We start from the raw sequence: 22583 nt of genomic DNA, 5'->3' as shown, positions 1-22583 counted from the left end.
ATCGATCTCAAGCGCCTGTCGCAACCACTCTCGATGATCATCGAGCTTCTTCGAGCCCGCCTCGCGCCGGTAACTCAACTCCCTGCGGGTTGACTCCCGCAGCCACGCCTTGATCGTATTCCTCGACAGACTCGTCCGTCTGGCGATCTCACTAGTCGACAGCCCCTCGCGGAGCCGCATCCGTCGCACCTTTGCGTACGTTGCCATGGTGTGCACCTCGTCTCCCTGCCGGTCCAAAAGGCCGGCAGGTTAGGTCAGAACACCCTGGTCAATTTTCAGCGAGCAGAACCCTCGATTTATGGTCAATTTTCAACGAGCAGCAACAGACATGTCGACCCCTTTGGGCCTGAGCTCAATCGAGAAGCCCAAATGCTATTGCCTTATGCAATTCAGGCCAGCCTTGCGCGCGCGCGTACTGGTGCAAGAATTCCAGAAAAACTTCATGAAAGCCCACGCTTAAGTAGCTGTTTTCGTTGGATCCGCGCCACTTGACTAAGTTCGCGCTTCGCGTGCGCGCGCGTACTAGTCGCAAAATTCCAGCAGAATCGAATAAATCGTCCTTCCGAATTGCAGTTCTTGTTGGCGGTGAGTTCCCTCCCAAATAACTCTGCCAAGCCTATCGGCTATCGGGTAGCGATTCGCTACCCCACCGCCATGATCGCAACAGGTCCCAGCTTTGGGCTCACTGGACACCTTCCACATCAATCCCGTGCTCGGCCAGCCAAGTCTTCCGCTGCTCAAAGTCCGGCATGGCGCGCTCCACCCTGCGCCAGAATCCTGGGGTGTGGTGTGGCTCTTTGAGGTGGGCCATTTCGTGGACGACCACGTACTCGGCGATGCGAGCAGGCAGCAGGATGGTTTTCCAGTGGAAATTCAGCCAGCCCCCTTTGCCACATGAGCCCCAGCGGTAGCCAAGGTCCTGCACGCGGACACCGACGGGATCGACTTCCATGCGGGCTGCGTAATCCTTCACCCGCGCGTGCAACCAAGGTTGGGCATGCGCGGTGTACCAGCGCAGTAGGTGCTCGCGCCCGTCAAGCGTGAGGGAGCGCGGCATCACCAGCCGACCCTGTTGCAGCTTCACGGCGACGTCGGTCGCCTCGTCCGGCACCAGGCGCAGGCGGTAGTTGCGCCCCAGGTAGAGAAATCCTTCGCCATCCACGAATTCCTTGCGTGGCCGCGGCTCCTTGATCGCCTCCCTGCGGGCCAGCTGGCGGTACACCCACATGCGCTTGCGCCGGACGAAGTCCTCCAGACGCGCCCGCGAGACATTGGGCGGGGCGGAGAGGGTGAGCTGGCCACCGCGTCCCACCGTAATCTGCAGCGTGCGCCTGCGATCGCTAGGGCGCAGCTCGAAGCGGAGATCCTTGACGACCAAGTCCGTCATGCGCGCCCCAGACGATCATGATTTGCCCGCGCCAACGCCATCAGCTTGTCGACGAGAGCCTCGATCTGCGGCGTCGGCAGCAGGCGCGATGCCATCAGCAGCTCGAAAAGGCGCGTGTTCAACGCGTCCTGCGCCGGCTGCCGGTTGGGCCGCCAGAAGTTCGGCACCAACTCGGCCGAAATCGTATCGACAACCTCCACGGTCAGGTTCACCAGCAATTTCTGCTCGGCAGCTGTAATCGCCCGATCACCAGCGAACGCATCCACGATCAATCGCAGGAACGGCCCATAGTGTTCCGGCAGGTCCGGTAGCCGGTCGTCCGGCGCGACGTGCCCAGCACGAATCTCGTCCACCAGTCCCTGCAGTGCCTTGGTCAGCGCGTCCCACTGTTCGCCGAGCTTGTCCAGCACGTCACGCAGCCGCTCGCTCAGCTTGCGGTAGGCGACAGGGTCCTGGTCCAGGTGCTCGCGGATGTGGGCGCGGATCGCGTGCTCCATCTCCGACGCCTTGGCGCGATCATTCGGCTCGCGCGTCACATGGGTTTCGAAGTCCGCATCAGTAAGTGAAATGGGCGGGATCTTCGGATCCACGCCCATTGAGACGACGTGGTCATCAATCAGCTTGCGCACCTTGGCGCCGACGTCCTTGCCCAGCACTGGCGTGTCGCGGTAGCGGTTGCGCGCGCGGGCATAGATGAAGGCGAGCTTCTTGGCGTCAGGCGCGAAGGGCAGGCCCTCTGGTCGGGGCAGCACCACGTCCAGCATGTCCAAAAACGACTTCAGCTTGACCGCGAATTCGGCGCGCAGCCGCTCATTGGCCAGCACCTCCACGCAGGCCTCGACATCGGTCAGGCTGTCGATGCCGCGGCTGCGGAACAGGTCGACCACGCGAACGTGGCGGTCGCGCAGCACCGGAATCTCGTCCTTCAGGCTATGCAAGGCGCCGTCGATATCGTCCTCGGCGTAGACGTTTAGGGCCTCTTTCAGGTGATGCGCCAGGCCGTAGTAGTCCACCACGATGCCGAACTTCTTGCCGTGGCCGGTACGGTTCACGCGCGCGATGGTCTGCAGGAGCTCGGCCTCGCGGATCGGCCGATCCAGGTACATGACACCCTCGATCGGCGCATCAAAGCCGGTCAGTAGCATCGATTTCACGATCAGGAAGGCCAGCGGGTCAGACTTGGCCGGATCGGCATGCAGCAGCGGCTTCTTGAACCGCTTGATGCGTTGCTCCTGGGGCGCGCTGTCGGTCCACTGCTTCCAGGTCGGGTCATCGTTGTTGCTGCCCGAAATGATGGGCATGAACTCTATGCGGGCCAGTACCTCGCGCTGGCGCCACGCCTGTACCTGCGCCTGCACGGCCGGCGGACGCGTGCACAGCGCCTCGTCGTCCATCGCCTTGTCCTCGGGGCCCAGCGCGCGTGCCTCAGCCAACAGTTCATCGCGCGCGGCAATAAAGGCGTCGAGGTAGCGAACGACGGCCAGCCGGCTGTAGGCGACCACCTGGGCCTTGAAGCCATTGGGCAGAATGTTGGTCACGTAATGGCGCAGCATGTCGCGGGACTTGTCGCGGATAAGGTCCGGCGCCTCGAAAATCTGGCCCTTTGTGGCGTACTTGGCCTTGATCGCCTCCAGTTCCTCGGGCGTGTGCTCGCGGAAGAGGTCTTCGAACAGATCATCGAGGCTCGCGCCATCCTTCACTGCGCCATGCGCTGTACGACCCTCATAAAGGATTGGCACGATGGCGCCGTCGGCCTCGGCTTCACGGATGGTGTACTTGTCGATGAATTCGCCGAAGATCTCGTGCGTGCGCTTCTTATCGCCCATCAGGATTGGGGTGCCCGTGAATCCGATGCGTGCACAATTGGGCAGGCCGGCCATCAGCATCGCCTGCAGGTCGCCGGCTTGCCCGCGGTGGGCCTCGTCGACCAGCACCAAAATCGCCTCGTCGTCATTCAGTACTTCATCCGCGGCTGGTTCGCGTACTTGAGGTTTGGGCAGGTCGTCAACCGTCAGCCCGGGCTCGCCGGCGGCGTCGCCACTGCGCTGCTTCTGGATCATGCCGAAGACGATGTCCGGTCCGTCGCGGCGGAGCAGGCGCTTCAAATCGTTGGCAGATGTGGCACGCACCACGTTCTGACCGGTGAGCGTGGCGGTCTCGGAAAGCTGGCGCTCTAGGTCATGGCGGTCGGTCACCACCACTACCTTGAAGCGGCGTAGTAGTGCGTCGGTGCGCAGTTTGCGCATCAGGAACACCATGGTCAGGCTCTTGCCCGAGCCCTGCGTGTGCCAGACGATGCCGCCGCGCCGATCATGCTCACCATCCTGGCGACGGGTCTTGCCATTGCGAAGGCGGTGGATGGCGTGATTGACGGCACGGTACTGCTGGTAGCGGCATACCGCTTTGATCGTTTGTCCCTCGACAGTCATGAACAACATGAAATGCCGAACCACATCCAGCAGGTGCGCCGGGCGAAGCAATCCTGCCACCAAACGTTCCTGCTCGGAAAGCTTGGGCTTGCCGAGCGCGGCCGCGGCGTCTGACTCCGTTCCCTGGCCGTCGGCGCCAATCACCGTCTTCCAGGTGCCGTAGTGGTGGAACGCAGCACCCACACTGCCCACGCGCGCCTCATCGAAGCTGGTGGCGATGAGCAACTGGTTGGTATGGAACAGCGGCTCGTTACCCTCGTTCTCATCGACCTCGCCGCTGGCGCGACGCTGATTGGTGTAGCGCCGCAGTTGATCGACGGCCTCCGCAAGCGGCTCGGGCACGCTGGGACTCTTGCACTCCACTACCACCAGCGGAATGCCGTTCACTAGCAGCACGAGGTCGGGCACGATGAACGCCTTGCCCCGGTTGTAGCTCGGTGGGCAATCCACCCGGTACTGACTAATGACGGTGAACTCGTTGCGCTCAGGGTTCGCCCAGTCGATGAAGTGGATCGTCTGGTTGCGGCCGCCGTCCCAGCCTGGAAGGCCCTCAACCGTTAGTCCACCCAGCATCAGCTCTGTGGCGGCCTGGTTGGCCTCCATCAGCCGATGGGCGGGAATGCGGGTGATCGCGCCCACGGCTTGCGATACGCGCTCATCGTCAAGCCATGGTTGCCCGGTGGCATCGAGGTTCAGCGCTTGGAGCTGGCTACGAAGGGTGTTTTCCTGGATGACCTCCGTGAAGTTCGCGCGGCCGGTGCGGACAGGTGAGTCGAGGCCGCCTTCGACATACCGCCAGCCCATCGTCATGAGCTGCTCGACGAAGGGTTTTTCGACCGCTGTGAGTTCCCAGCCCATGGTGTTCTCGGTCAGGCCAGCAGCGGGGTGACGCGGACGCGGCCGGTGAGTAGGTCGTCCATGAGGCCGGACTTGAGCACCTGCAATTTATCGAATGTCGCTATCTCTTGTGAAACACGCTCTTCGAAACACTCAAGCCGATAAATGATTGCAGCCAACTCCTCGGCATCGGGAAAGGCTATCTGGATTTGCTGGATCTTCGCTTTGGTCAGATGTAGCTGCCCGGCGCCCCCTTCGATCGATTCACGGAGCTTTGGGAGCTGGACATTCAGGCAGTGAAATGTCCAAGCTCTACGAACACGATCCTCGATGTGGAGGTTGTAGATGTGTTGGTTTAGCAGTGCCGTATCGCCTCTGTAAATGTACGCATCTATTGACGAGGCGACGCCAGCCCAAGAAAACAGCAGATCACCATCATTCACTACCCATGCAGGTCTTACGCGCCCGTCGTAGTTCCAGTAAGGGAAGTCCGGTTTGTGAAGATTCGAGATACGGACGACGCGCATCCCATCGGCGCTGAGCTCGTGCTCTTTGAATGCATATCCAGACTTGAAATCGGCAGAAGTACCCAGGCTGGAAGACGTCCACGCACGCGGAATCCACCCCAGCGGCGAGTCCCTATATAGATGGGGCGCTTGGCTTTGCGGCGGGCGCAGTTCGCCGTTGGCATCTATGCCGCGGGTCAGCAGGTCGTGTAGCAGCCCCTGTTTGACCTGCTTGAGCTTCTCGATAATCGCCTCGGTCTGGCGGATGATCGTGTCGAGAGTGTCGAGGACTTCTGCGATCTTTGCCTTTTCAGGGCCATCGGGCGATGGAACCGCTACTTTGCGGAGCACGCCGATGTTCAAACTCGACCGCGTCGTACCTACAATCGCGCCGTCAATCGTGCGCAGGCCATCGTTCGACAGGAACCAGTGCTTGTAGAACCTAGCGTCGCCTCCTGACGTGAAAGAAAGGCGCGCAATCGTCCGCGAGATGTTAGCGCCAGCCACCCCTGGCGGAACGATCGCAACTCGCCCAACGGTCCCTTGGATTGACAGCAATAGGTCGCCGGCGTCAATGCGGCTACGGCCGAACTGCTTGTCTAGCGCGGGTGTGATCCGAAACAGTCCATCGCGCCGAAGTTCTGAACTTTCGATGTCAACAATGCGCACCAGCGGAATGCCATGAGGATCTTCAATTCCTGGCTTCAGGACCCCGTAGCAAATTGGCTTGTCACTCTGGATCAAGTCATCCAGGGCAGCCCACTGGAAACCACGCTCAGACATAGCCGAGAACCCTAACGAACTCGCGCAACTGCTCTGCCGCTGCGCCCCGTTGATCTTCGATACCCGTCAATGTCATCTGGTATTTGTCCCACCAGTTCTCGAATGCCGCGACGACCTGCTGCCGCTGCGTACTGATGTACCGTCCCTGGATCACCTGCATGTCGTTGCGTAGGATCGCTAGAAGTAGCGTGGCAGCGCCAGCTTCGTCCAGCGCATCGACCGCCGCGCTCAGCCGATCCGCGAAGCCTTGTGCCTGCGCCTTGATCTCCTTCTTGAGTGCGGCGAGCTGCTTTTTCCATTCCCTGATCTGCGCCTCGTCCACCGCCGGCTCGTCGTCGCTGGCCTCTTCACCGTCGTTATCCTCGTCCGCGCCCTTGTCTGGCGTGGCGGCCTTGATCTCGCCGTCCAGCTCGGCCTTGCGTGCCTCCAGCTCGGCCTGCGCCTCGACGAAGTCGGCCATCAGGAACTTGACCAGCTTGTGCTCCAGTGGACTGTCCTTGGTCTGGTCGTCGTCCAGCGCGGTCAGGATGCTGGTGCGCCACGCGTCGACCACGCCCTTGGCGCCGCGCGCCATCAGCGTCATGAACTCATACTTGGCGTCTTCCCAGAAGCCGGCCACGATGCCACGCACCTGGAATCGTCCGAGGACGCCCGCCGGCTCCAGCGCGGCGCTGAAGCTGTGCAGCAGGTCGTTGCGTAGTCCGACAAAGTTCTGCGCACCGGCCAACGCGGTGATGCGCGGGCTGTGTGCCTGCCACCACGCCTCGAACGCGTCGCGCACGGCCTGTTCGCGGGCCACGAGCCCGGCGTTCGTCTCGACCGCGCGCTTGATGTCCTGACGTGTGGCCAGCTCGGGGCGAATGTCGAAGTAGCCAGCGTCGCGCTCGACGAACAGCGCCAGCGGGTCCAGGCCGTGCGCGGTGAACAGCTCGGCCTTGGCCTGCACCTCGGCCTTGGGTACGCCGCCCAGCAGGTGAGCACGCACGTCCTGCGGCTCGGGCGGCGGGGCGTTGTCGGCGTAGCGGCGGATGTTGAGGTTGCAGTCGTTCTCGCGCAGGGTGGCGTTGCGCACGATGGCGCTGAATCCCGGCACCTCGGCGAAGTTCTCGAAGGTGTTGACGACCTTCTCGATGTGCTCGGGCAGCAAGTAGTTCTGGGCCCGGCCCTCGAAGTACTCGCGGTCCGCGTTGATAAACAGCACCTTGCCCTGGCGCTCGACAGGCTTGCCGCTGTGGTTGCCCTGGCGCTGCCGCAGCACCAGCACGCAGGCAGGGATGCCGGTGCCGTAGAACAGGTTGGCGGGCAGGCCGATCACGGCTTCCACTAGGTCGGCCTCGATCATGGCGGCGCGAATGGCGCGTTCCTCACCGCCACGGAACAGAACGCCGTGCGGCATCACGGTGGCGACCATGCCGCCGTCGCGGGTGACCGCCACCATGTGTTGCAGGAACATCAGGTCGGCCTTCTTGCTGCCCAGCGGCACTTGGCCGTAGCGGAAGCGTTCAGCGAATTTCGGTTGGAAGACAGGCTGCCCTTGGCGATCGGTGTCGGCAGTGCCCCAGTTGATCGAGAACGGCGGGTTCGAGAGCACGCGGTCGAAGCGCATCAGTTCGCCGCCCTCGGTGTGCTGCGGCTCGGCCAGGGTGTCGTCGTTGCGCAGGTCGGCGGTGCTGATGCCGTGCAGCAGCATGTTCATCTTGGCGATTGACCAAACAGTGCCGTTCGCCTCCTGCCCACACAAGTCCGCGCGCGTGCCGTCGCCACCGTGCTCGTCGATGTACTCCTTGGCCAGCACCAGCATGCCGCCTGATCCCAGGCAGGGATCGTAAATGCTGTGCTGCTGTTCGGGCTTGATTAGCCGCACCATCATTCGCACGACCGGGCGCGGGGTGTAGAACTCACCGCCTTTCTTGCCGGCGGAGTCCGCGAACTCGCGAATCAGGTACTCGTAGGCCGCGCCCAGCAGGTCCGGGAATTCGAAATCCTCGTTGCGCAGGCGGTAACTGCTGAAATGGCTGATGAGCTGGCGCAGTTTGATGTCGGGAATCTTGCTCTGGCCGACCTTGCGCGAGAAATCGATGTGCTCGAGCACTTCGGCTAGGCTCGAGTTGTTGGATTCCAAGCCGCCCAGCGCTTTGTTGAGGAAATCGCCGACGCCGACGTGTGCGTTATCGACCAGGAACTGCCAGCGCGACGTGGACGGTACGTAGAAAGACTGTCCATACCAGCGCTTGAGCTCGGCGCTTTCTTTGGCTTCGGTCTGGGTTTTACCGGTGGCGACCTCTTGCGCAATTACCTGCTCGCGGCGCTGGTCAAACACGTCCGAGCAGCGTTTTAGGAACAACATGCCGAAGATGTATTCCTTGAACTCGGAGGCGTCCATCTTGCCGCGCAAGATGTCGGCAGCCTTGAACAGGTGGCGTTCGAGTTGGGGAAGAGTCAGGGGCATGCAGGGTTCCGGTGGTGAGTTTTCGATCTCGGTTTGCTTTCGAGAGTCGACTGGCGGTTACGGATCAGGATGGGGCTCCAGGCTGCGTGTCAGGAGCACACGCATGGTTAGAATCTATAAAGGAGTACGGATGGCGTATCAAGGGATCGGCAAGAATGGCCTGATTTCAATGCGGGCGGCGTATCAATTCAGCCGGAGAGCTAGCCCCATTGTTACGGATGGCGTAGCTATTTGATACGGATGGCGTAACAGGCATTCTATTTTTGGCGGGGCGCTTGAATGGCGCCGGCGGGGATTGTTTCCATGCCCCGGACGCAATTCGTGTCGCCGAGCAATCGAGTTTTCCGCGGCGGTCGTCGATTGGTTGCCAACTGAGCGCGTACAAGTTGGGCACATGCTTGCCTCCTTGTCTTGTCAACTCGATCAGGCCGTAGTGACGTAGTTCGAGGCAGGCGAAGTGAATCGTTTCTGGCGACGACCATCCGCGCTTCTTCAGCATGGACAGTGTGGCCGCGAGATCGCCGTTGTTGTGGCCGTTGAATTGCCTGACAAGCTCTGTGAGCATTTTGATGGCAGTGGCGCTGCAGCTCAGCCAGTTGGGGCTATCCATGACCGAATGAGGGATTGCGATGAATCCCCCGCTTGAGCGGCGCCCTTTCGCTTTTTGTCTGCTCACTGTCATGGCACGAGTCCGAGTTCCGCGCGCGGCGCCCAAGATTGGGTTTGGCCATAGCGCTCGGGAGACCGCCCAGACCTGTTGTCTACTGGCAGACTCAGGTGAACACCGGAACCTGCTTTGCCCGGGATTCTTGTTTGCGGGAAGTCATCCGACATCGCAGATCCTTCCGGTTCGAGAAGCTCACGCAGGCCGATCGCGATGCCATCCACCTGACGAATCGCATCTGAGATGGCCGTCGGTCCCGGCGAAAACGTCAGCCACGGCGAGATGATGGATTCGAGCCGGCGAGAGGCTGCCAATAACCAGGACATTTGTGCAGCATCGTGAGGTGCAATGGAGCGCATTTCGGTCACAACTGCTCTGCGGTGACCTATCACTCGCGAGCCTGCATGCGCTGATCGATGAACTTCAGGAGCTCTGATTCGGGAATGAGAGTCCTGGTGCCGACTTTGATTGACCGAAGGGCGCCGGCTTTCAGCAGCTCGTAGAGTGCCGTTCGCCCAATCCCCAGGCGTGCACATGCCTGAGGCACCTTGTTGGCAAGAGGGGTGTTTGTGGGTTCAATTTGCTGCATGCGTCCTTCTCCGTCCGCGCGAACAGTGCGCGCCGGTTCTGGAATTTACGCATCCTGCGGCCCTTGTACAGGACAAAAAAGGCTCTTAATAATCCACTCCGTCCTTGCGGATTCGCCTTTCGCCTTCGCGACATTGTGTTGTCGCCAGATACCTCGATCTACGAAATTGGCCTACTTGGCTTTTTTCTTCGCACGCGTCTTGTTCACCATGCGTTCGAGCGTTTCTGGGGAGATGTCGAGACGAAGCCACTTAACGATTTCTTGGGCTCTTTCTGATCTATTCAGAATTTCAGGGAAATAAATGTCCATGAGACGCATCCTTGCATCTTCGCTCTCTTCCGAATGCACGCGCGCCGAGTAGTTTCCTACCTTTCGTTTCGTCTTTCCGAAAAACGCCTCTTCTAAGGTTACTGTCCCGGCTGCATCAAAATACGACGAGCTGACGTGACGAATCGCCAGAAGCAGTTCTGGTGGAGGGACCAGGCAGTTGTAGAAGCACGCGTTTAGAGCCTCCAGTGGGGACCGATGGTTTGGGTTTCGGTCCATGAACCCTGTGCAATCGTGGCGCCGGTTCCAACTCTGCCAGTCGAGTTCAAGTTTGGCCAAAGTTGGCGATGGGTCGCCGAAGATGTCGTTCTCGAGGCGAAATGGTATACCTACTTGGGCGGTATCGAGGGTCATGAGTGGCAGTGCCTGAACCTGAACGTGCTCGGCTTCTGGGTACTCTTCGGCCGATCGAATCAGTAGGTCGCGAAACTTCGCGACCAATTCCCACTGTTGCTCGATTGAATATACAGGGGTCGCGTACGAACTAATTTTCTTCTTGCTCATGGCTTCCTTCCTTGCGCAGACAAGGGGCGCGTTTCAAACGCGACCCTTGAAAACCTCTTGTCGACGGCAAGCTTCCGGCTCACAGACCAATGTTCTCAAGGGTCGAATTTCAAATGGGACCCTTCAGAGATTGTCATTCTCGATCAATCTAGTCTGCGACGGCACCCTCTCCAAGCGTACTTTGTTGTGGATCGGCCACGCATGCCAACCACAGCTCTAACCTGAGAAATAGCGCCGAAGTGTTGCGTTGACCGCCTTGCCACCAAGCTTTGCATCAGTTGTGCGGACGTAGCAGCTAGCTTGCCTTCGCCGTGGATTTGGTAATATTCGTAACGTTGCCAGTTCGCGGCAGCGTCTCGATGAATTTGGCCCAAGCGGTCATCACGCGTTTGCGCGGCTCCAACATGTCGCTCCGCTGGTAGGCCGCCTCTGACTTGTCTTTGACGACGTGTGCAAGGCATCGTTCGGCAACATCGCGATTCACGCCGGTATTCGCGCACCAGTCGCGGAAACTTGAGCGGAGTCCGTGCGGTACGAATCCAGGTCGCAAGTCCCTCATCAAGTTCAAGCCGGCGGCGAGTGATAGGGGCGCCTTCGGTTTGCCGCCAGGGAAGACGAACGACCCGACGCGAGGCAGCGAGCGAAGGAGGTCAAGCGCAGGGCGGGACAGCGGGATGCGGTGAGTAATGCCGGCCTTCATGCGCTCGCCAGGAATGGTCCATACAGCGGCGTCCATATCGATTTCGTCCCATTGCGTGCCGGTCGCTTCGCCAGGGCGAACTGCGGTCAGAATCTGCCATTCCAGAACGCGCGCAGAAAGTCCCGAACGTTCGCGCAGGTCAATGATGAAAGCGTGCATGTCGAGGTAAGGCACGGCAGGGTGATGCCGCACGTTTTTGAGCTTCCCTGGCTTGGGCAGGATCTGGTCGATGTGACCCTTCCAGCGCGCCGGGTTTTCGCCTTGCCGGTATCGGTTCGCGGTCGCCCAGGACAACACTGTTTCGATGCGCTGGCGCACGCGCGTGGCAGTCTCGGTCTTGGTGGTCCAAATTGGTTCAAGGGCTGCGACAACGTGCGCCGTCTCGATATCGGCAACGAACATCGGGATGAGGGGCGCCGCATAGGTCGTCATGGTGCTGCGCCATTGGCCGCGGTGCTTCTCGTTGCGCCATTCGGCCTCGTTCATGGCCAAGAAGCGATCGAGGCACCAGCTGAACGTGACGCGCTTGGCTCGCTCCGCCCGTTCGGTCTCCTTTCGTTCCTTCTTCGCGGTCAAAGGGTCAACGCCATCGAGTAACTGCAGGCGCATCGCGTGCGCCTTTTCTCTGGCCAGCGTCAGGTTCACATCAGCCAGCGGACCCAGGCCGGCATCGCGAGGCTTTCCGGTGATCCGATCGCGGTAGCGGAACAGCCAAGTCTTGCGGCCGTCGGGCTTGACCAGCAGATAGAGGTTGCCGCCGTCAGCATGGCGGCCCGGCTTCAGGGTCTTGATGGTGATTGGATCCAGTCTTTTTCGGCCGAAAACCATCCGCCAAACCCTCCGATACCCACGTTGTTCCCATCACAGTACGCCGGATGCTGGCGGACGTCAACGAATAGGCGCGGAGTGATTATGTACCGGAAAAGCAATGCCAATAAGGGCTACAGGGTATCAAGCGGATTCCAACGGACTCGGACGAACGTGTCGTGATCGGACTCTCTCTCCGCCAGATACAAAAAAAGCCCCCACGTGGGGCTTTTTTTGTATCTGGCGGAGAGAGAGGGTGCCGGAGAACCCTCCGGTTCGACAAAATGGTCTGGAACCATTTTGGACAGCCGAAGGCTGGCCCGCAGCGCGAAGCGCGGAGGGTGAGGCCCAGGGATGGGCCGAACAATCCCCCGGCACGCGACCGCACAACTGGTCGGAGCGGCCCCGCGAGGGGCTTTTTTTGTGTCTGGCGGAGAGAGGTGGTGGACGGACCCGTTGGTTGACTCCGGGCGTCCCGCCCTCCGCCCTTCGGGCCATTGCCGTCGGCAATGTTCGCTCCGGCATCCTGCCTTCGGTACCGAGGGGAACGAATTTGGACCGTCTGCGCCGGCGTCCTGCAGTTCCAGACCCGGGGGCGCACTCAATCGCTGGCTTGCGCCACCTGCAGCATCTGTTTCGCGTGGGCGAGCGTTTCCCGCGTGATCTCGACACCGCCGAGCATGCGGGCGATCTCGTCGCGACGGGCTCGGGAATCGAGCACTTCGATGCGGGTTTCGGTCGAATCCGCTTCGCTCGCCTTGCTGACCTTCAGGTGCGCATGGCCCTGGGCGGCCACCTGCGGCAGATGGGTCACGCAAAGTACTTGCCGCTGCTGGCCAAGTCGGCGCAATTTCTGGCCGACCACTTCGGCCACGGCGCCGCCGATGCCGGCGTCGACTTCGTCGAAGACCATGCTGCCGACCTCGTCGAATCCGAGCGCGGCCACTTCGAGGGCGAGGCTGATGCGCGACAGTTCGCCGCCGGAAGCGACCTTGCGCAAGGCGCGCACGGGTTGGCCCGGATTGGCGCTGACCAGGAATTCGCAGCGTTCCGTGCCCTGGGCGTCGGGATCCTTGTTCGGGGTCGGCTCGAGTGCGACCTCGAAGCGCCCCCCGGCCATGCCGAGGTCGGCCAGAAGCGCTCCGACGGCGTCACCGAGGCGTTTGGCCGCGCCGGTTCGGGCCAGGCTCAATGCCTTGGCCGCCGTTTCGAACTCACGCCGGATTTCAGTTTCCTGCTTTTGCAGCGCGAGCAGACGGATGCCGGCACTACGCAAGGCATCGAGTTCCTCGCGCAGGGCCTGGCCGTGTGCCTTGAGGTCGGCCATCGGCACCCGGTGCTTGCGCGAAAGCTCGTGCAGCTTGCCGAGTTGAGCATCGATCTCGGCATAGCGCTCAGGATCCAGATCAAGCGAGCTCTGATAGCGGGCCAGACTGTCTACGGATTCGTCGACATGGATTCTGGCGGCGTCGAGCAATTCGCCGATCGCTTCGAGCTTGGGGTCGAGGGCGGCCAGGCGGACGCACTCGCCGTGGGCGCGGGCTATCAGGCGAGAAACGCTGAATTCGCTGTCGCCGTCGAGCTGGTCAGCGAGGCCGGCGCAGCCTTGCAGCAATTGTCCGGAGTTGGCCAGGCGTTTGTGGGTGTCCTCGAGCGTGGCCAGCGCCTGCACATCGAGCGCATGCGTTTCGAGCTCATTGACCTGATGGCCCAGCCACTCGATGCGTTCGCCATGGTCTTCATCGCCGGAGATCTCGCGGATCGCCGCATTGACCGTGCGCCACGAACTTGCCAGCGCGCGCACACGCTCGAGCGCCTCGCCGTGGCCTCCGAACGCGTCGAGTAGGGCGAGTTGCTGGCTGCGTTCTAGCAGGGCCTGGTGCTCGTGCTGGCCATGGATCTCTATAAGGCGCTCGCCGAGCGCCTTCAGTTGGGTCAGTGTGACTGGTCGACCGTTGATCCAGGCACGCGAGCTGCCCTCGCTGCGGATGACCCGGCGCAACTGGCAGGCCTCCTCATCGTCGAGCGCCTCTTCGCGCAACCAGTCACGCAGGTCCGTGCGTTCACCGAGATCGAATTCGGCCGACAGCTCGGCACGCTCGCAGCCGTGCCGGACCAGGCTGGCGTCGGCCCGGTTGCCCGCGAGCAGGAGCAGGGCATCGACGAGAAGCGACTTGCCCGCACCGGTCTCGCCGGTGACCACGGTGAGGCCAGCGCCGAAGCCTATTTCGGCCTCACCGACAATCGCGAAGTCTTTGACGTAAAGCGTACGCAGCATGCCTGCTTCCCTGGTTTCGAACGTGAAGTTTCCGGACCGGCGCGGATTGTCGCAAATCCGGGCAGGATCGGCGGGGTCCGGGATCCCGCCGTCGGGCCAGTTTCGCGGAGGTGCGTCGCAATCCCTGCGCCTGGCCCTCAGCGTGCTTGCCTGTCCATGGCTGCTGTGTATGCTGCGCACATGAGCTATCCAGGCAACCCCGACTCACTCGATGCACGATCGCGCAGCCTGTTGCGCAGCCTGATAGCGCAATACATCGCCGATGGCCAGCCGGTGGGATCGCGCACCCTGGCCAAGTCGTCGGGGCTCGATCTCAGCCCGGCCACGATCCGAAACATCATGGCCGACCTCGAGGACGCCGGCCTGGTCGCCGCACCGCATACCTCGGCCGGACGCGTTCCGACCGCCCAGGGCTATCGCGTGTTCGTCGACAGCCTGCTCGAAATGCGCCCGCTCGGCGAGCCGCAGGTCGAACAGCTGCGCAGGGAATTGCCAACCGGGGCAGCGACCCCGGCCCTGCTCGGCAGCGCCAGCGCCCTGCTTTCCGAAATTACCCGCTTCGTCGGCGTGGTCAGCGTGCCGCGGCACGACGAGTTTCCGTTCCGGCACATCGACTTCGTCGCCCTCGATGCCAACCGCTTGCTGGTCATCCTGGTGTTCACGGATGGGCAGGTACAGAACCGGGTCATCGAAACCCAGCATGTCTATTCGCCGAGCGAGCTCGAGCAGACCGCCAATTACCTCAATTCGAACTTTGCGGGTTTGCGCCTCGAAGAAATCCGCACACGCCTGTTGCGCGAGATGCGCGAGGAGGGCGCCCGCCTCAATCGCCTGCTGTCGACGGCCGTCGAGGTGGCTCAGCAGGCCTTCCAGTCCCCGGCCGACAACGACATGCTCGTGTCCGGTCAGACCAACCTGATGGGCGTGCATGAACTTTCCGAAGTGGATCGCCTGCGCGACCTGTTCGATGCATTCCAGCGCAAGCGCGACTTGCTGCAGTTGCTCGATCGCTGCTCGCGCGCCGACGGCGTTCGCCTGTTCATCGGCGAGGAGTCCGGATTCGCGGCTCTCGGCGGCTATTCGCTGGTCACCGCCCCCTATGGCGTCGGCAATCGGGTGCTCGGCGTGCTCGGCGTGATCGGCCCGACGCGGATGGCCTACGAACGCGTCATTCCCGTGGTCGCTACGACCGCGCAATTGATTTCCGGAGCCTTGAACCGCTCGGCGACGCCCCCATAGGAAGCCCGGGAAGCCGGACCCCGCAGGCGCCGCCCGCGCACACGCAGTGAGCGGCGGACACCCTCCCGGGGGCAGGCCAATGATTCATTGTCGGAAATCCGGCCAGGATGGCACGCCATCCGGCCGCATCTTGCTTGTGGAGGCGAAATGGAAAACACCGATCCGGCGCGCGACGAGGCGGAACAATCGCCGGTCGACGAAACCACCCTGGCCGGGGGCGACGAGGCGCTGGCCAACCTGATGGCCGAATACGAGACCAAGCTCGGCGAGATGCGCGAGCTGGTCCTGCGCGAACGCGCCGAAATCGAGAATCAGCGCAAGCGCCTGCAGCGCGATCTGGACCAGGCGCGCAAGTTCGCCAACGAAAAGCTGCTGGCCGAACTGCTGCCCGTCATCGACAACCTCGAGCGCGGACTGGTCGCCGACAAGACCGAAGGCGGTGGACTCAGGGCTGGCGTAGAGCTGACCCTGAAGGAGCTGATGCGCGTGGTCACCGCGCATGGCATCGTCATCGTAAATCCGGTCGGCGAGGCGTTCGACCCGGAACGGCACCAGGCCATGAGTATGGTCGATACCACCGAGCACGCACCGAACACCGTGGTCGCCGTGCTGCAGAAGGGCTACGTCCTCAACGAGCGGTTGTTGCGTCCGGCCCTGGTCAACGTGGCCCAGGCGCCGGCCTGAGCCGGCTGATATCGCGGCCGGGAAGCTTGAATCCTGACGTAGCACCCCCAGTTCAGCGCCAGTGGCCGATGCGGCCGAAATCGATAGTTTGGGAGAGACACACATGGGCAAGATTATTGGTATCGACCTCGGCACGACCAACTCGTGCGTCGCGGTCATGGAAGGCGGTTCGGTCCGCGTCATCGAGAATTCCGAAGGCGACCGCACGACCCCGTCCGTCGTTGCGTTCAAGGACGGCGAAGTCCTGGTCGGCGCCACCGCGCGCCGCGGCGCCGTGACCAATCCGAAGAACACGTTCTCGGCGGTCAAGCGCCTGATCGGACGCAAGTTCACCGACAACGAGGTCAAGAAGGACATCGACCTCGTCCCCTACAAGATCATCGCCCATGACAACGGCGACGCCTGGGTCGAGACGGCCGACGGCAAGAAGATGGCGCCGCCGGAAGTGTCCGCGCAGGTGCTGATGAAGATGAAGAAGACGGCCGAGGACTATCTCGGCGAGCCGGTGACCGAAGCGGTCATCACCGTACCGGCCTACTTCAACGACAGCCAGCGCCAGGCGACCAAGGACGCCGGCCGCATCGCCGGTCTCGAAGTCAAGCGCATCATCAACGAGCCGACCGCGGCCGCGCTGGCCTACGGCCTCGACAAGAAGGGCGGCGACCGCAAGGTCGCGGTCTATGACCTCGGTGGCGGCACCTTCGACATCTCGATCATCGAGATTGCCGAAATCGACGGCGAGAAGCAGTTCGAGGTGCTGGCCACGAATGGCGACACCTTCCTCGGCGGCGAGGATTTCGACAAGCGCGTCATCGACTACATCATCGATGAATTCGAAAAGCAGCACGGCGTCGACCTGCGCAAGAATCCGATCCAGTTGCAGCGAGTTCGCTCGGCGGCGGAGCGCGCGAAAATCGAGCTGAGCTCGCGCCAGCAGACCGACATCAACGAGCCGTTCATCACCCAGGTCAACAACGAAGGCGTGCATCTGGAAATGCGCCTGACCCGGTCCAAGCTCGAGTCGCTGGTCGAAGACCTGATCAAGCGCACGATCGAGCCGTGCCGTACGGCGCTTTCCGATGCCGGCCTGAAGGTTTCCGACATTTCGGAAGTGATCCTGGTCGGTGGCCAGACCCGCATGCCGAAAGTGCAGGATGCGGTCAAGGACTTCTTTGGCAAGGAACCGCGCAAGGACGTCAACCCCGACGAAGCCGTGGCCATCGGTGCGGCTGTCCAGGGCGGCGTGCTGTCCGGATCGGTCAAGGACGTGCTGCTGCTCGACGTGACCCCGCTGTCGCTCGGCATCGAGACCCTCGGCGGCGTGTTCACCAAGCTGATCGAGAAGAACACGACGATTCCGACCAAGGCCAGCCAGGTGTTCTCGACCGCCGAGGACAATCAGAGCGCGGTCACCGTGCATGTGCTGCAGGGCGAGCGTGACCAGGCACGCTTCAACAAGTCGCTGGCCAAGTTCGATCTGGCCGGCATCGAGGCTGCACCGCGCGGCATGCCGCAGGTCGAGGTCACCTTCGACATTGACGCCAACGGCATCCTGCATGTGTCGGCAAAGGACAAGAAGACCGGCAAGGAGCAGCGCATCGAGATCAAGGCCGGTTCCGGCCTGTCCGACGAGGAGATCCAGCGCATGGTCAACGACGCCGAGGCCAATCGCGAGGAGGACAAGCGTTTCCAGGAACTGGTCACCACGCGCAACAAGGCCGACCAGCTCGTGCATGCCACGCGCAGTGCGCTCAAGGAACACGGCGGCAAAGTTCCCGGCGAGCAGCTCGGCAGCATCGAAGAGGCGCTGTCGGAACTCGACAAGGCCATGAAGGGCGACGACAAGGCGCAGATCGAGGCGAAGATCGCGCGCGTCGAGGAAGTGGCCCAGTCGCTGCATGCGGCGCCGGGCTCGGCCGGTGCGCAGGCGGGTGCGGATGGTGGCGCGCAGGCTGGTCCGGGCCAGCCGGAAGACGTGGTCGACGCCGAGTTCACCGAAGTGAAGGACGGCGACAAGTAATTGGGCCATGTCCCCGCGGAACGGCGTCCGGCGCGACAGCGCCGGGTGCCGTCCCGTTGTACGCCCTACCGTCCTGATTGCCTCCGATGCCCGTTTCCGACATGACCAGCAAACGTTGCTACTACGAAGTCCTCGGCATTGAACGGACGGCTTCGGACGATGACCTGAAGAAGGCGTTCCGTCGCCTCGCCATGAAGTGTCATCCGGACCGCTGTCCGGACGATCCGCATGCCCAGGAAAAATTCAAGGAGGCCAAGGAGGCCTACGAGATCCTCGGTGACGGCCAGAAGCGGGCTGCCTACGACCAGTACGGCCATGCCGCCTTCGAGCATGGCATGGGCGGCCGCGGCGGCGGGTTCAATGGCGACGTCGGTGACATCTTCGGCGATATTTTCAGTGACATCTTCGGCATGGGCGGCGGTCGCGGACGGGCCCGACGCGGTTCCGACCTGCGCTACCTGCTGGAACTGGACCTCGAAGAAGCGGTGTTCGGGGTCGACAAGCAGATCGAGGTGCCGACCCTGGTAGCCTGCTCCGAGTGTTCGGGCAGCGGCTCCGAGGACGGCAAGACCTCGACCTGCGCGACCTGTCGCGGCCACGGCCGCGTGCGCATGCAGAACGGCATCTTCTCGGTGCAGCAGACCTGTCCGCATTGCGCCGGTTCCGGCAAGACCGTGGCCAATCCGTGTCGAAGCTGCCGCGGCGAAGGTCGGATCAACGACGAGCGCACGCTTGACGTGAAGATCCCGGCTGGCGTCGACAATGGTGATCGCATCCGACTGACCGGGCAGGGCGAAGCGGGCCCGGCCGGAACCGTTCCGGGCGACCTGTATGTCGAAGTCCGCGTCCGTGAACACCCGATCTTCACGCGCGAAGGCGACGACCTCTACTGCGAAGTACCGGTCCGCTTCGCCCAGGCGACCCTCGGCGCCGAACTCTCGGTGCCCACCCTCGGTGGCGAAGCGACCGTGACGATTCCGCCGGAAACGCAGACCGGCAAGCTGTTTCGGTTGCGCGGAAAGGGCGTCAAATCGGTCCGCAGCGGCCGCACCGGCGACCTGCTGTGCCGCGTCGTCCTCGAGACGCCGGTCAAGCTGACCGCGCGCCAGCGCGAACTGCTGGAAGAGTTCGAGTCGACCTTCGTCGGCGAAAATGCGCACACGCATTCGCCGCGGAATCGCTCGTGGTTCGACGGCGTCAAGCAATTCTGGGATCGCGTGACCTCCTGACGGGACGATGGCACGAGGTGCGGGGATCGGTTTACCCTGCGTCCATCGACCGGGGAGCGTACATGGGCAAGTCGTTGCAACTGGTGGTCTGCGGTGCTGCGGGCAGGATGGGGCAGGCTGTCCTCAGGCTTGCCATGGAAGACTCCGAGCTGTCCATCGCCGCGGCACTGGTGCGCCCGGGCAACGAGCCCGATCCTGCGGCGAGGAGCATCCAGCCGGGTTTTTCATACACGACTGCAGCGCCGAAGGACCTGCGGGCCGACGTGCTCGTGGACTTTTCCGGCAGCTCGGGATTCGATGCGGCCCTGGATCTGGCTCGAGCGCGGCGGCTTGCGCTGGTCAGTGGATCGACCGGACTGAGCGAGGCCCAGCGCAGCGCGATGCAGCGGGCCTCGGCCGAGGTTCCGGTTCTGTGGGCGGCCAATTTCAGCGCGGGTATTGCGGTCCTGGCCCATCTGGTCGAACAGGCGGCGCGGCTGCTGCCGGACTGGGATTGCGAGATCATCGAAGCCCATCATCGGCACAAGCGCGATGCGCCATCGGGAACGGCACTGATGCTCGGCGAGCGTTCCCGCCAGGCTCGCGGCAGCCTGCAGGGCGACGCCGCGATCGATCGATCGGGTCCACGCCAGGACGGCAGCGTCGGCTACGCCGTCATCAGGGCCGGCGACATCGTCGGCGAGCATGAAGTCCGCCTCGCCGGACCCGGCGAGCGCGTCGAACTGATCCATCGCGCGAGTGATCGCGACGTGTTTGCACGTGGCGCGCTGAGGGCAGCGCGCTGGCTGGCCGGGCAAAAACCGGGAGTCTATTCGATGGCCGATGCGCTCGGCCTGACGGCAGCGCCGGACAGTCGCTGAACCACGAAAAGCACGCCCCGTCCGCTGGCCGCGCGATCAATGGGTCGACGTGTTCGACCCGGGCGTTCGCGGCTGCCGCGAGAGGCCTCGTCCACCGTTGCGCAACGGGACGGCCTGCCGCTCGGCGGCGACGCGCGCGGCAAGGGCCGGATCGAGCGTGCTCGACGAAGGCACGTTGTCGATACCCGCGATGCTCATGACGCCGCTGGATTGGGGGTCGAGCCAGTCGCGCAGACGACTGGACGGTGAGGGGCCGCTCCAGGCAGCCGAGAACTTCCCGTAGCAGTCGAAGCCATCGTCCGGCACAGGTCCCGCACAAAGGGCCGTGCCGCCGGAGAGCACCCCGATCAATCGCTTTCCGTTGTTGCTCGCATCGTTGGCAGGGATCCACAAGCCCGAGCCCGAGGAGCCGCCCTCGGTGGTGCCCTGGTCGTAGGGGCCGGTATTCCAGTGGGTATTCACGCTGCCGCCGCCGGTGCCGATGCAGTTGTTGGCTGTGCGCGGAGCGGTCGGGTTGTGGGTAACCTTGGCCACGTCGCCACTCGGATGATGGAGGCCGATGCTGCCGGACGGGGCGATGTTCGAGGCATCCCATCCAGCATGGAAGAGGTTCCAGGCCGGATCCGGGTTCTGGTTCAGTTCGACCAGGGTGAAATCGGCGTCGGCCCGCGTCGCGCGTAGGGTCGTTCCGGTCTGGTTCTGCGCGAACGAAATTCCCGTGTTGGCCGAGCAACTGGTCGACTGGTAGTTCCAGTACAGGCGCATGCTGGCGGCCTCGGCGGCGCTGGACAGGCAGTGCGCGGCGGTCAGTACGTAATTCTTGCGGTCGCCAGGGACATCGTTCATCAGCGTCGCCGTGCAGATGAAGGTGCCGCCGCCGTCGGCGCGAAATTCGTAGTACGCCAGGACCCGGGCCTCGGCGCTGTAGGGTTGCCCGAGTGGACAGACCACATTGATGTTGCACGGCCCCGAATTCCCCGGAACGCCCGTGCGAACGTCGGCCCTGAAAAGATCGCGGAAGCCGGCACCGATGCTGGTCAGCACCAGGTTGCCCGCGTCCAGGCGCGCGCCGGCGGGGACATGCAGTTCGATCGTGGCGGTGTCACCCGGTACCATCGGTACCCAGAGCGGGCCGCGATCATCCGCTGTGTAGGGGCCCTCATAGTAGTCGTCCGCGCCGATCACCCAGAGCGCCGCTCCGGCAACGAGGTCATATCCGGTGAAGCCCAGGTGCAGGTCGGTGGCACCGGGGACGCGGATGCGCAGTCGCCACAGCATCGATCCGTCGGACATCAGCTGCCACAGGCCGTCGCTGGCTGGATTCAGGGCTACCGTGTTTTCGACGGCGATCGGCAGTCGCTTCGCATGCGGTTCGCCTGGATTCTCCGCCACGGCGTCGGCCGCGGCCCGGATCGCGGGCGGATCGATCGCAGGCAAGGCGAATTCGGGGACGACCATGCCGCGTTTGGCCATCGGACCGATACTGAACGGTGCTTCGCCTCGACGGGCCAGAGCGGAATTGCAGTTTGCCAGCAGCAGGATGCCGGCGAGAACACAAACGAGTGGTTTCATTGGGATGTCCTGACTAGTCGAGGTGCGAGGCGTCGTCCCTGCGTCCTGCGCCGATTCTACGGTCGATTGCGCCGAAGAGCTTCTTGAACAACCGCGAAAACCTGCCACGCCTGGTCTTGCGCGACTTTTCCTCCTCGCTGGTCAGCCAGGCGACCTGGATCACCCTGCGCTCGCCCTCATAGGGCAGATGGCCATGGAAAGAGCAGTCACTGCGGCGAAAGGCGACAAGATTCCCGTACAGGGGCTTGATCTCCGGCGTTACCTGGTCGTCGATGCTGTCCGCGCGCCTGAGAAAGCGCAGGCAGCCCGCGCTGGTCTCGGGCCAGGACTCGTTGAGGTAAAGCAGCGCCGTAGCGATCTTGGAGCGACTGTCGGTATGAATGGTGCCATGGCGCCGGTTCAGGGCCCGACAGATGGTCACCAGGGTCGGATACTGGCCGAGATTGGCGATGCCCAGGCGGCGACCGATGGCACCGGCGATGGCGGGGCTGGTCAGTTCATCGATCAGGGCATTGATGGCCGCCCCGCAATCGACCCGTTCGTGCGGGAAGAACCCGGCACTCGGATAGCGTGGAAAATCGGTCCCAAGGCTTGGACGCGCCGCTTCCGGCAACTGGCCGTGCGCGACCAGGAAGGCGAACGGTTCGGAGACAACGACCGTGTCCGGACGTTCGAGGGCGTGGGGGTCGAGCAGATTCAAGACGGGTAGTGTTCCTGAA

Annotated in this window: 17 protein-coding genes; 5 read left to right on the top strand and 12 right to left on the bottom strand. The window is 62.8% G+C overall.

All coding sequences use genetic code 11. From position 1 onward, the window contains the following. Window positions 1-682: 682 nt before the first annotated feature. The 10 genes from BM125_RS09930 to recN all read right to left on the bottom strand — a co-directional run bounded on the left by BM125_RS09930 (window position 683) and on the right by recN (window position 14260). Complete coding sequence (locus BM125_RS09930) at window positions 683-1387, bottom strand: M48 family metallopeptidase (RefSeq protein ID WP_092407473.1); 705 nt, start codon at window positions 1385-1387, stop codon at window positions 683-685. Further along, window positions 1384-4674: a type I restriction endonuclease subunit R gene (locus tag BM125_RS09925; RefSeq protein ID WP_092407471.1), complete on the bottom strand. Its 3291-nt coding sequence runs from the start codon at window positions 4672-4674 to the stop codon at window positions 1384-1386. Before BM125_RS09925 ends, BM125_RS09930 begins: the two co-directional genes overlap by 4 nt. An 11-nt stretch (window positions 4675-4685) precedes the next feature. Next, the gene (locus BM125_RS09920; protein WP_092407470.1) at window positions 4686-5942 is read right to left on the bottom strand and encodes a restriction endonuclease subunit S; all 1257 of its coding nucleotides are present in this window, start codon (window positions 5940-5942) and stop codon (window positions 4686-4688) included. Continuing rightward, the gene (locus tag BM125_RS09915; protein WP_092407468.1) at window positions 5935-8391 is read right to left on the bottom strand and encodes an N-6 DNA methylase; all 2457 of its coding nucleotides are present in this window, start codon (window positions 8389-8391) and stop codon (window positions 5935-5937) included. Before BM125_RS09915 ends, BM125_RS09920 begins: the two co-directional genes overlap by 8 nt. 166 nt (window positions 8392-8557) lie before the next feature. Next, a complete protein-coding gene (locus BM125_RS19795) occupies window positions 8558-9073 on the bottom strand; it encodes a hypothetical protein (RefSeq protein WP_139224939.1) in 516 nt (171 codons plus the stop codon). Further along, window positions 9070-9423: a hypothetical protein gene (locus BM125_RS19790; protein ID WP_175497999.1), complete on the bottom strand. Its 354-nt coding sequence runs from the start codon at window positions 9421-9423 to the stop codon at window positions 9070-9072. Before BM125_RS19790 ends, BM125_RS19795 begins: the two co-directional genes overlap by 4 nt. A 20-nt stretch (window positions 9424-9443) precedes the next feature. Continuing rightward, window positions 9444-9644 carry a helix-turn-helix domain-containing protein gene (locus BM125_RS09910; RefSeq protein WP_092407466.1) on the bottom strand — a complete coding sequence of 67 codons (201 nt, stop codon included), beginning with the start codon at window positions 9642-9644 and terminating at the stop codon, window positions 9444-9446. Window positions 9645-9815: 171 nt separating this feature from the next. After that, entirely contained in the window at window positions 9816-10475 is a 660-nt protein-coding gene (locus BM125_RS09905) for a hypothetical protein (protein ID WP_092407464.1), read from the bottom strand. A gap of 295 nt (window positions 10476-10770) precedes the next feature. Next, window positions 10771-12003 carry a tyrosine-type recombinase/integrase gene (locus BM125_RS09900; RefSeq protein ID WP_092407462.1) on the bottom strand — a complete coding sequence of 411 codons (1233 nt, stop codon included), beginning with the start codon at window positions 12001-12003 and terminating at the stop codon, window positions 10771-10773. Window positions 12004-12583: 580 nt separating this feature from the next. Continuing rightward, complete coding sequence (gene recN, locus BM125_RS09895) at window positions 12584-14260, bottom strand: DNA repair protein RecN (protein WP_092407460.1); 1677 nt, start codon at window positions 14258-14260, stop codon at window positions 12584-12586. 180 nt (window positions 14261-14440) lie between these two features. Here recN and hrcA point away from each other — a divergent pair, with 180 nt between their 5' ends. From hrcA to dapB, 5 genes are all read left to right on the top strand, one after another. Next, window positions 14441-15499: a heat-inducible transcriptional repressor HrcA gene (gene hrcA / locus BM125_RS09890; RefSeq protein ID WP_092407483.1), complete on the top strand. Its 1059-nt coding sequence runs from the start codon at window positions 14441-14443 to the stop codon at window positions 15497-15499. A 147-nt stretch (window positions 15500-15646) separates the two neighbouring features. Continuing rightward, complete coding sequence (gene grpE, locus BM125_RS09885) at window positions 15647-16183, top strand: nucleotide exchange factor GrpE (protein ID WP_092407458.1); 537 nt, start codon at window positions 15647-15649, stop codon at window positions 16181-16183. Window positions 16184-16286: 103 nt separating this feature from the next. Then, window positions 16287-18203 (top strand): molecular chaperone DnaK, encoded by a 1917-nt coding sequence (dnaK, locus tag BM125_RS09880; RefSeq protein WP_092407456.1) that lies wholly within the window; start codon window positions 16287-16289, stop codon window positions 18201-18203. Window positions 18204-18304: 101 nt separating this feature from the next. After that, a complete protein-coding gene (gene dnaJ, locus BM125_RS09875; protein ID WP_245778873.1) occupies window positions 18305-19432 on the top strand; it encodes a molecular chaperone DnaJ in 1128 nt (375 codons plus the stop codon). Between the two features lie 62 nt (window positions 19433-19494). After that, window positions 19495-20292, top strand: a complete 798-nt coding sequence (gene dapB, locus BM125_RS09870) for a 4-hydroxy-tetrahydrodipicolinate reductase (RefSeq protein ID WP_092407452.1) — start codon at window positions 19495-19497, stop codon at window positions 20290-20292. A 36-nt stretch (window positions 20293-20328) separates the two neighbouring features. On the opposite strand, the gene BM125_RS09865 is transcribed toward dapB, so the two are convergent. Together BM125_RS09865 and BM125_RS09860 are read right to left on the bottom strand one after the other, a co-directional pair. After that, complete coding sequence (locus BM125_RS09865; protein WP_092407450.1) at window positions 20329-21864, bottom strand: trypsin-like serine peptidase; 1536 nt, start codon at window positions 21862-21864, stop codon at window positions 20329-20331. Window positions 21865-21877: 13 nt separating this feature from the next. Next, window positions 21878-22564 carry a 2OG-Fe(II) oxygenase gene (locus BM125_RS09860; RefSeq protein WP_245778872.1) on the bottom strand — a complete coding sequence of 229 codons (687 nt, stop codon included), beginning with the start codon at window positions 22562-22564 and terminating at the stop codon, window positions 21878-21880. Window positions 22565-22583 lie beyond the last annotated feature (19 nt).

Origin of the sequence: Dokdonella immobilis (assembly GCF_900115085.1) — a bacterium.
GTDB lineage: Bacteria > Pseudomonadota > Gammaproteobacteria > Xanthomonadales > Rhodanobacteraceae > Dokdonella > Dokdonella immobilis.
Note: the sequence above shows the minus strand (reverse complement) of the source record. Positions and strands in the feature narration are given on the sequence as shown.

Bases quoted from the DNA above. Each gene is read 5' to 3' on its own strand.
- hrcA (WP_092407483.1), top strand. From the start codon at position 14,441: ATGAGCTATCCAGGCAACCCCGACTCACTCGATGCACGATCGCGCAGC.
- BM125_RS09915 (WP_092407468.1), bottom strand. From the start codon at position 8,391: ATGCCCCTGACTCTTCCCCAACTCGAACGCCACCTGTTCAAGGCTGCC.
- BM125_RS19795 (WP_139224939.1), bottom strand. From the start codon at position 9,073: ATGACAGTGAGCAGACAAAAAGCGAAAGGGCGCCGCTCAAGCGGGGGA.
- BM125_RS09925 (WP_092407471.1), bottom strand. From the start codon at position 4,674: ATGGGCTGGGAACTCACAGCGGTCGAAAAACCCTTCGTCGAGCAGCTC.
- BM125_RS09930 (WP_092407473.1), bottom strand. From the start codon at position 1,387: ATGACGGACTTGGTCGTCAAGGATCTCCGCTTCGAGCTGCGCCCTAGC.
- BM125_RS09865 (WP_092407450.1), bottom strand. From the start codon at position 21,864: ATGAAACCACTCGTTTGTGTTCTCGCCGGCATCCTGCTGCTGGCAAAC.
- recN (WP_092407460.1), bottom strand. From the start codon at position 14,260: ATGCTGCGTACGCTTTACGTCAAAGACTTCGCGATTGTCGGTGAGGCC.
- dnaK (WP_092407456.1), top strand. From the start codon at position 16,287: ATGGGCAAGATTATTGGTATCGACCTCGGCACGACCAACTCGTGCGTC.
- grpE (WP_092407458.1), top strand. From the start codon at position 15,647: ATGGAAAACACCGATCCGGCGCGCGACGAGGCGGAACAATCGCCGGTC.
- BM125_RS09910 (WP_092407466.1), bottom strand. From the start codon at position 9,644: ATGCAGCAAATTGAACCCACAAACACCCCTCTTGCCAACAAGGTGCCT.
- dapB (WP_092407452.1), top strand. From the start codon at position 19,495: ATGGGCAAGTCGTTGCAACTGGTGGTCTGCGGTGCTGCGGGCAGGATG.
- dnaJ (WP_245778873.1), top strand. From the start codon at position 18,305: ATGACCAGCAAACGTTGCTACTACGAAGTCCTCGGCATTGAACGGACG.
- BM125_RS09900 (WP_092407462.1), bottom strand. From the start codon at position 12,003: ATGGTTTTCGGCCGAAAAAGACTGGATCCAATCACCATCAAGACCCTG.
- BM125_RS09905 (WP_092407464.1), bottom strand. From the start codon at position 10,475: ATGAGCAAGAAGAAAATTAGTTCGTACGCGACCCCTGTATATTCAATC.
- BM125_RS09920 (WP_092407470.1), bottom strand. From the start codon at position 5,942: ATGTCTGAGCGTGGTTTCCAGTGGGCTGCCCTGGATGACTTGATCCAG.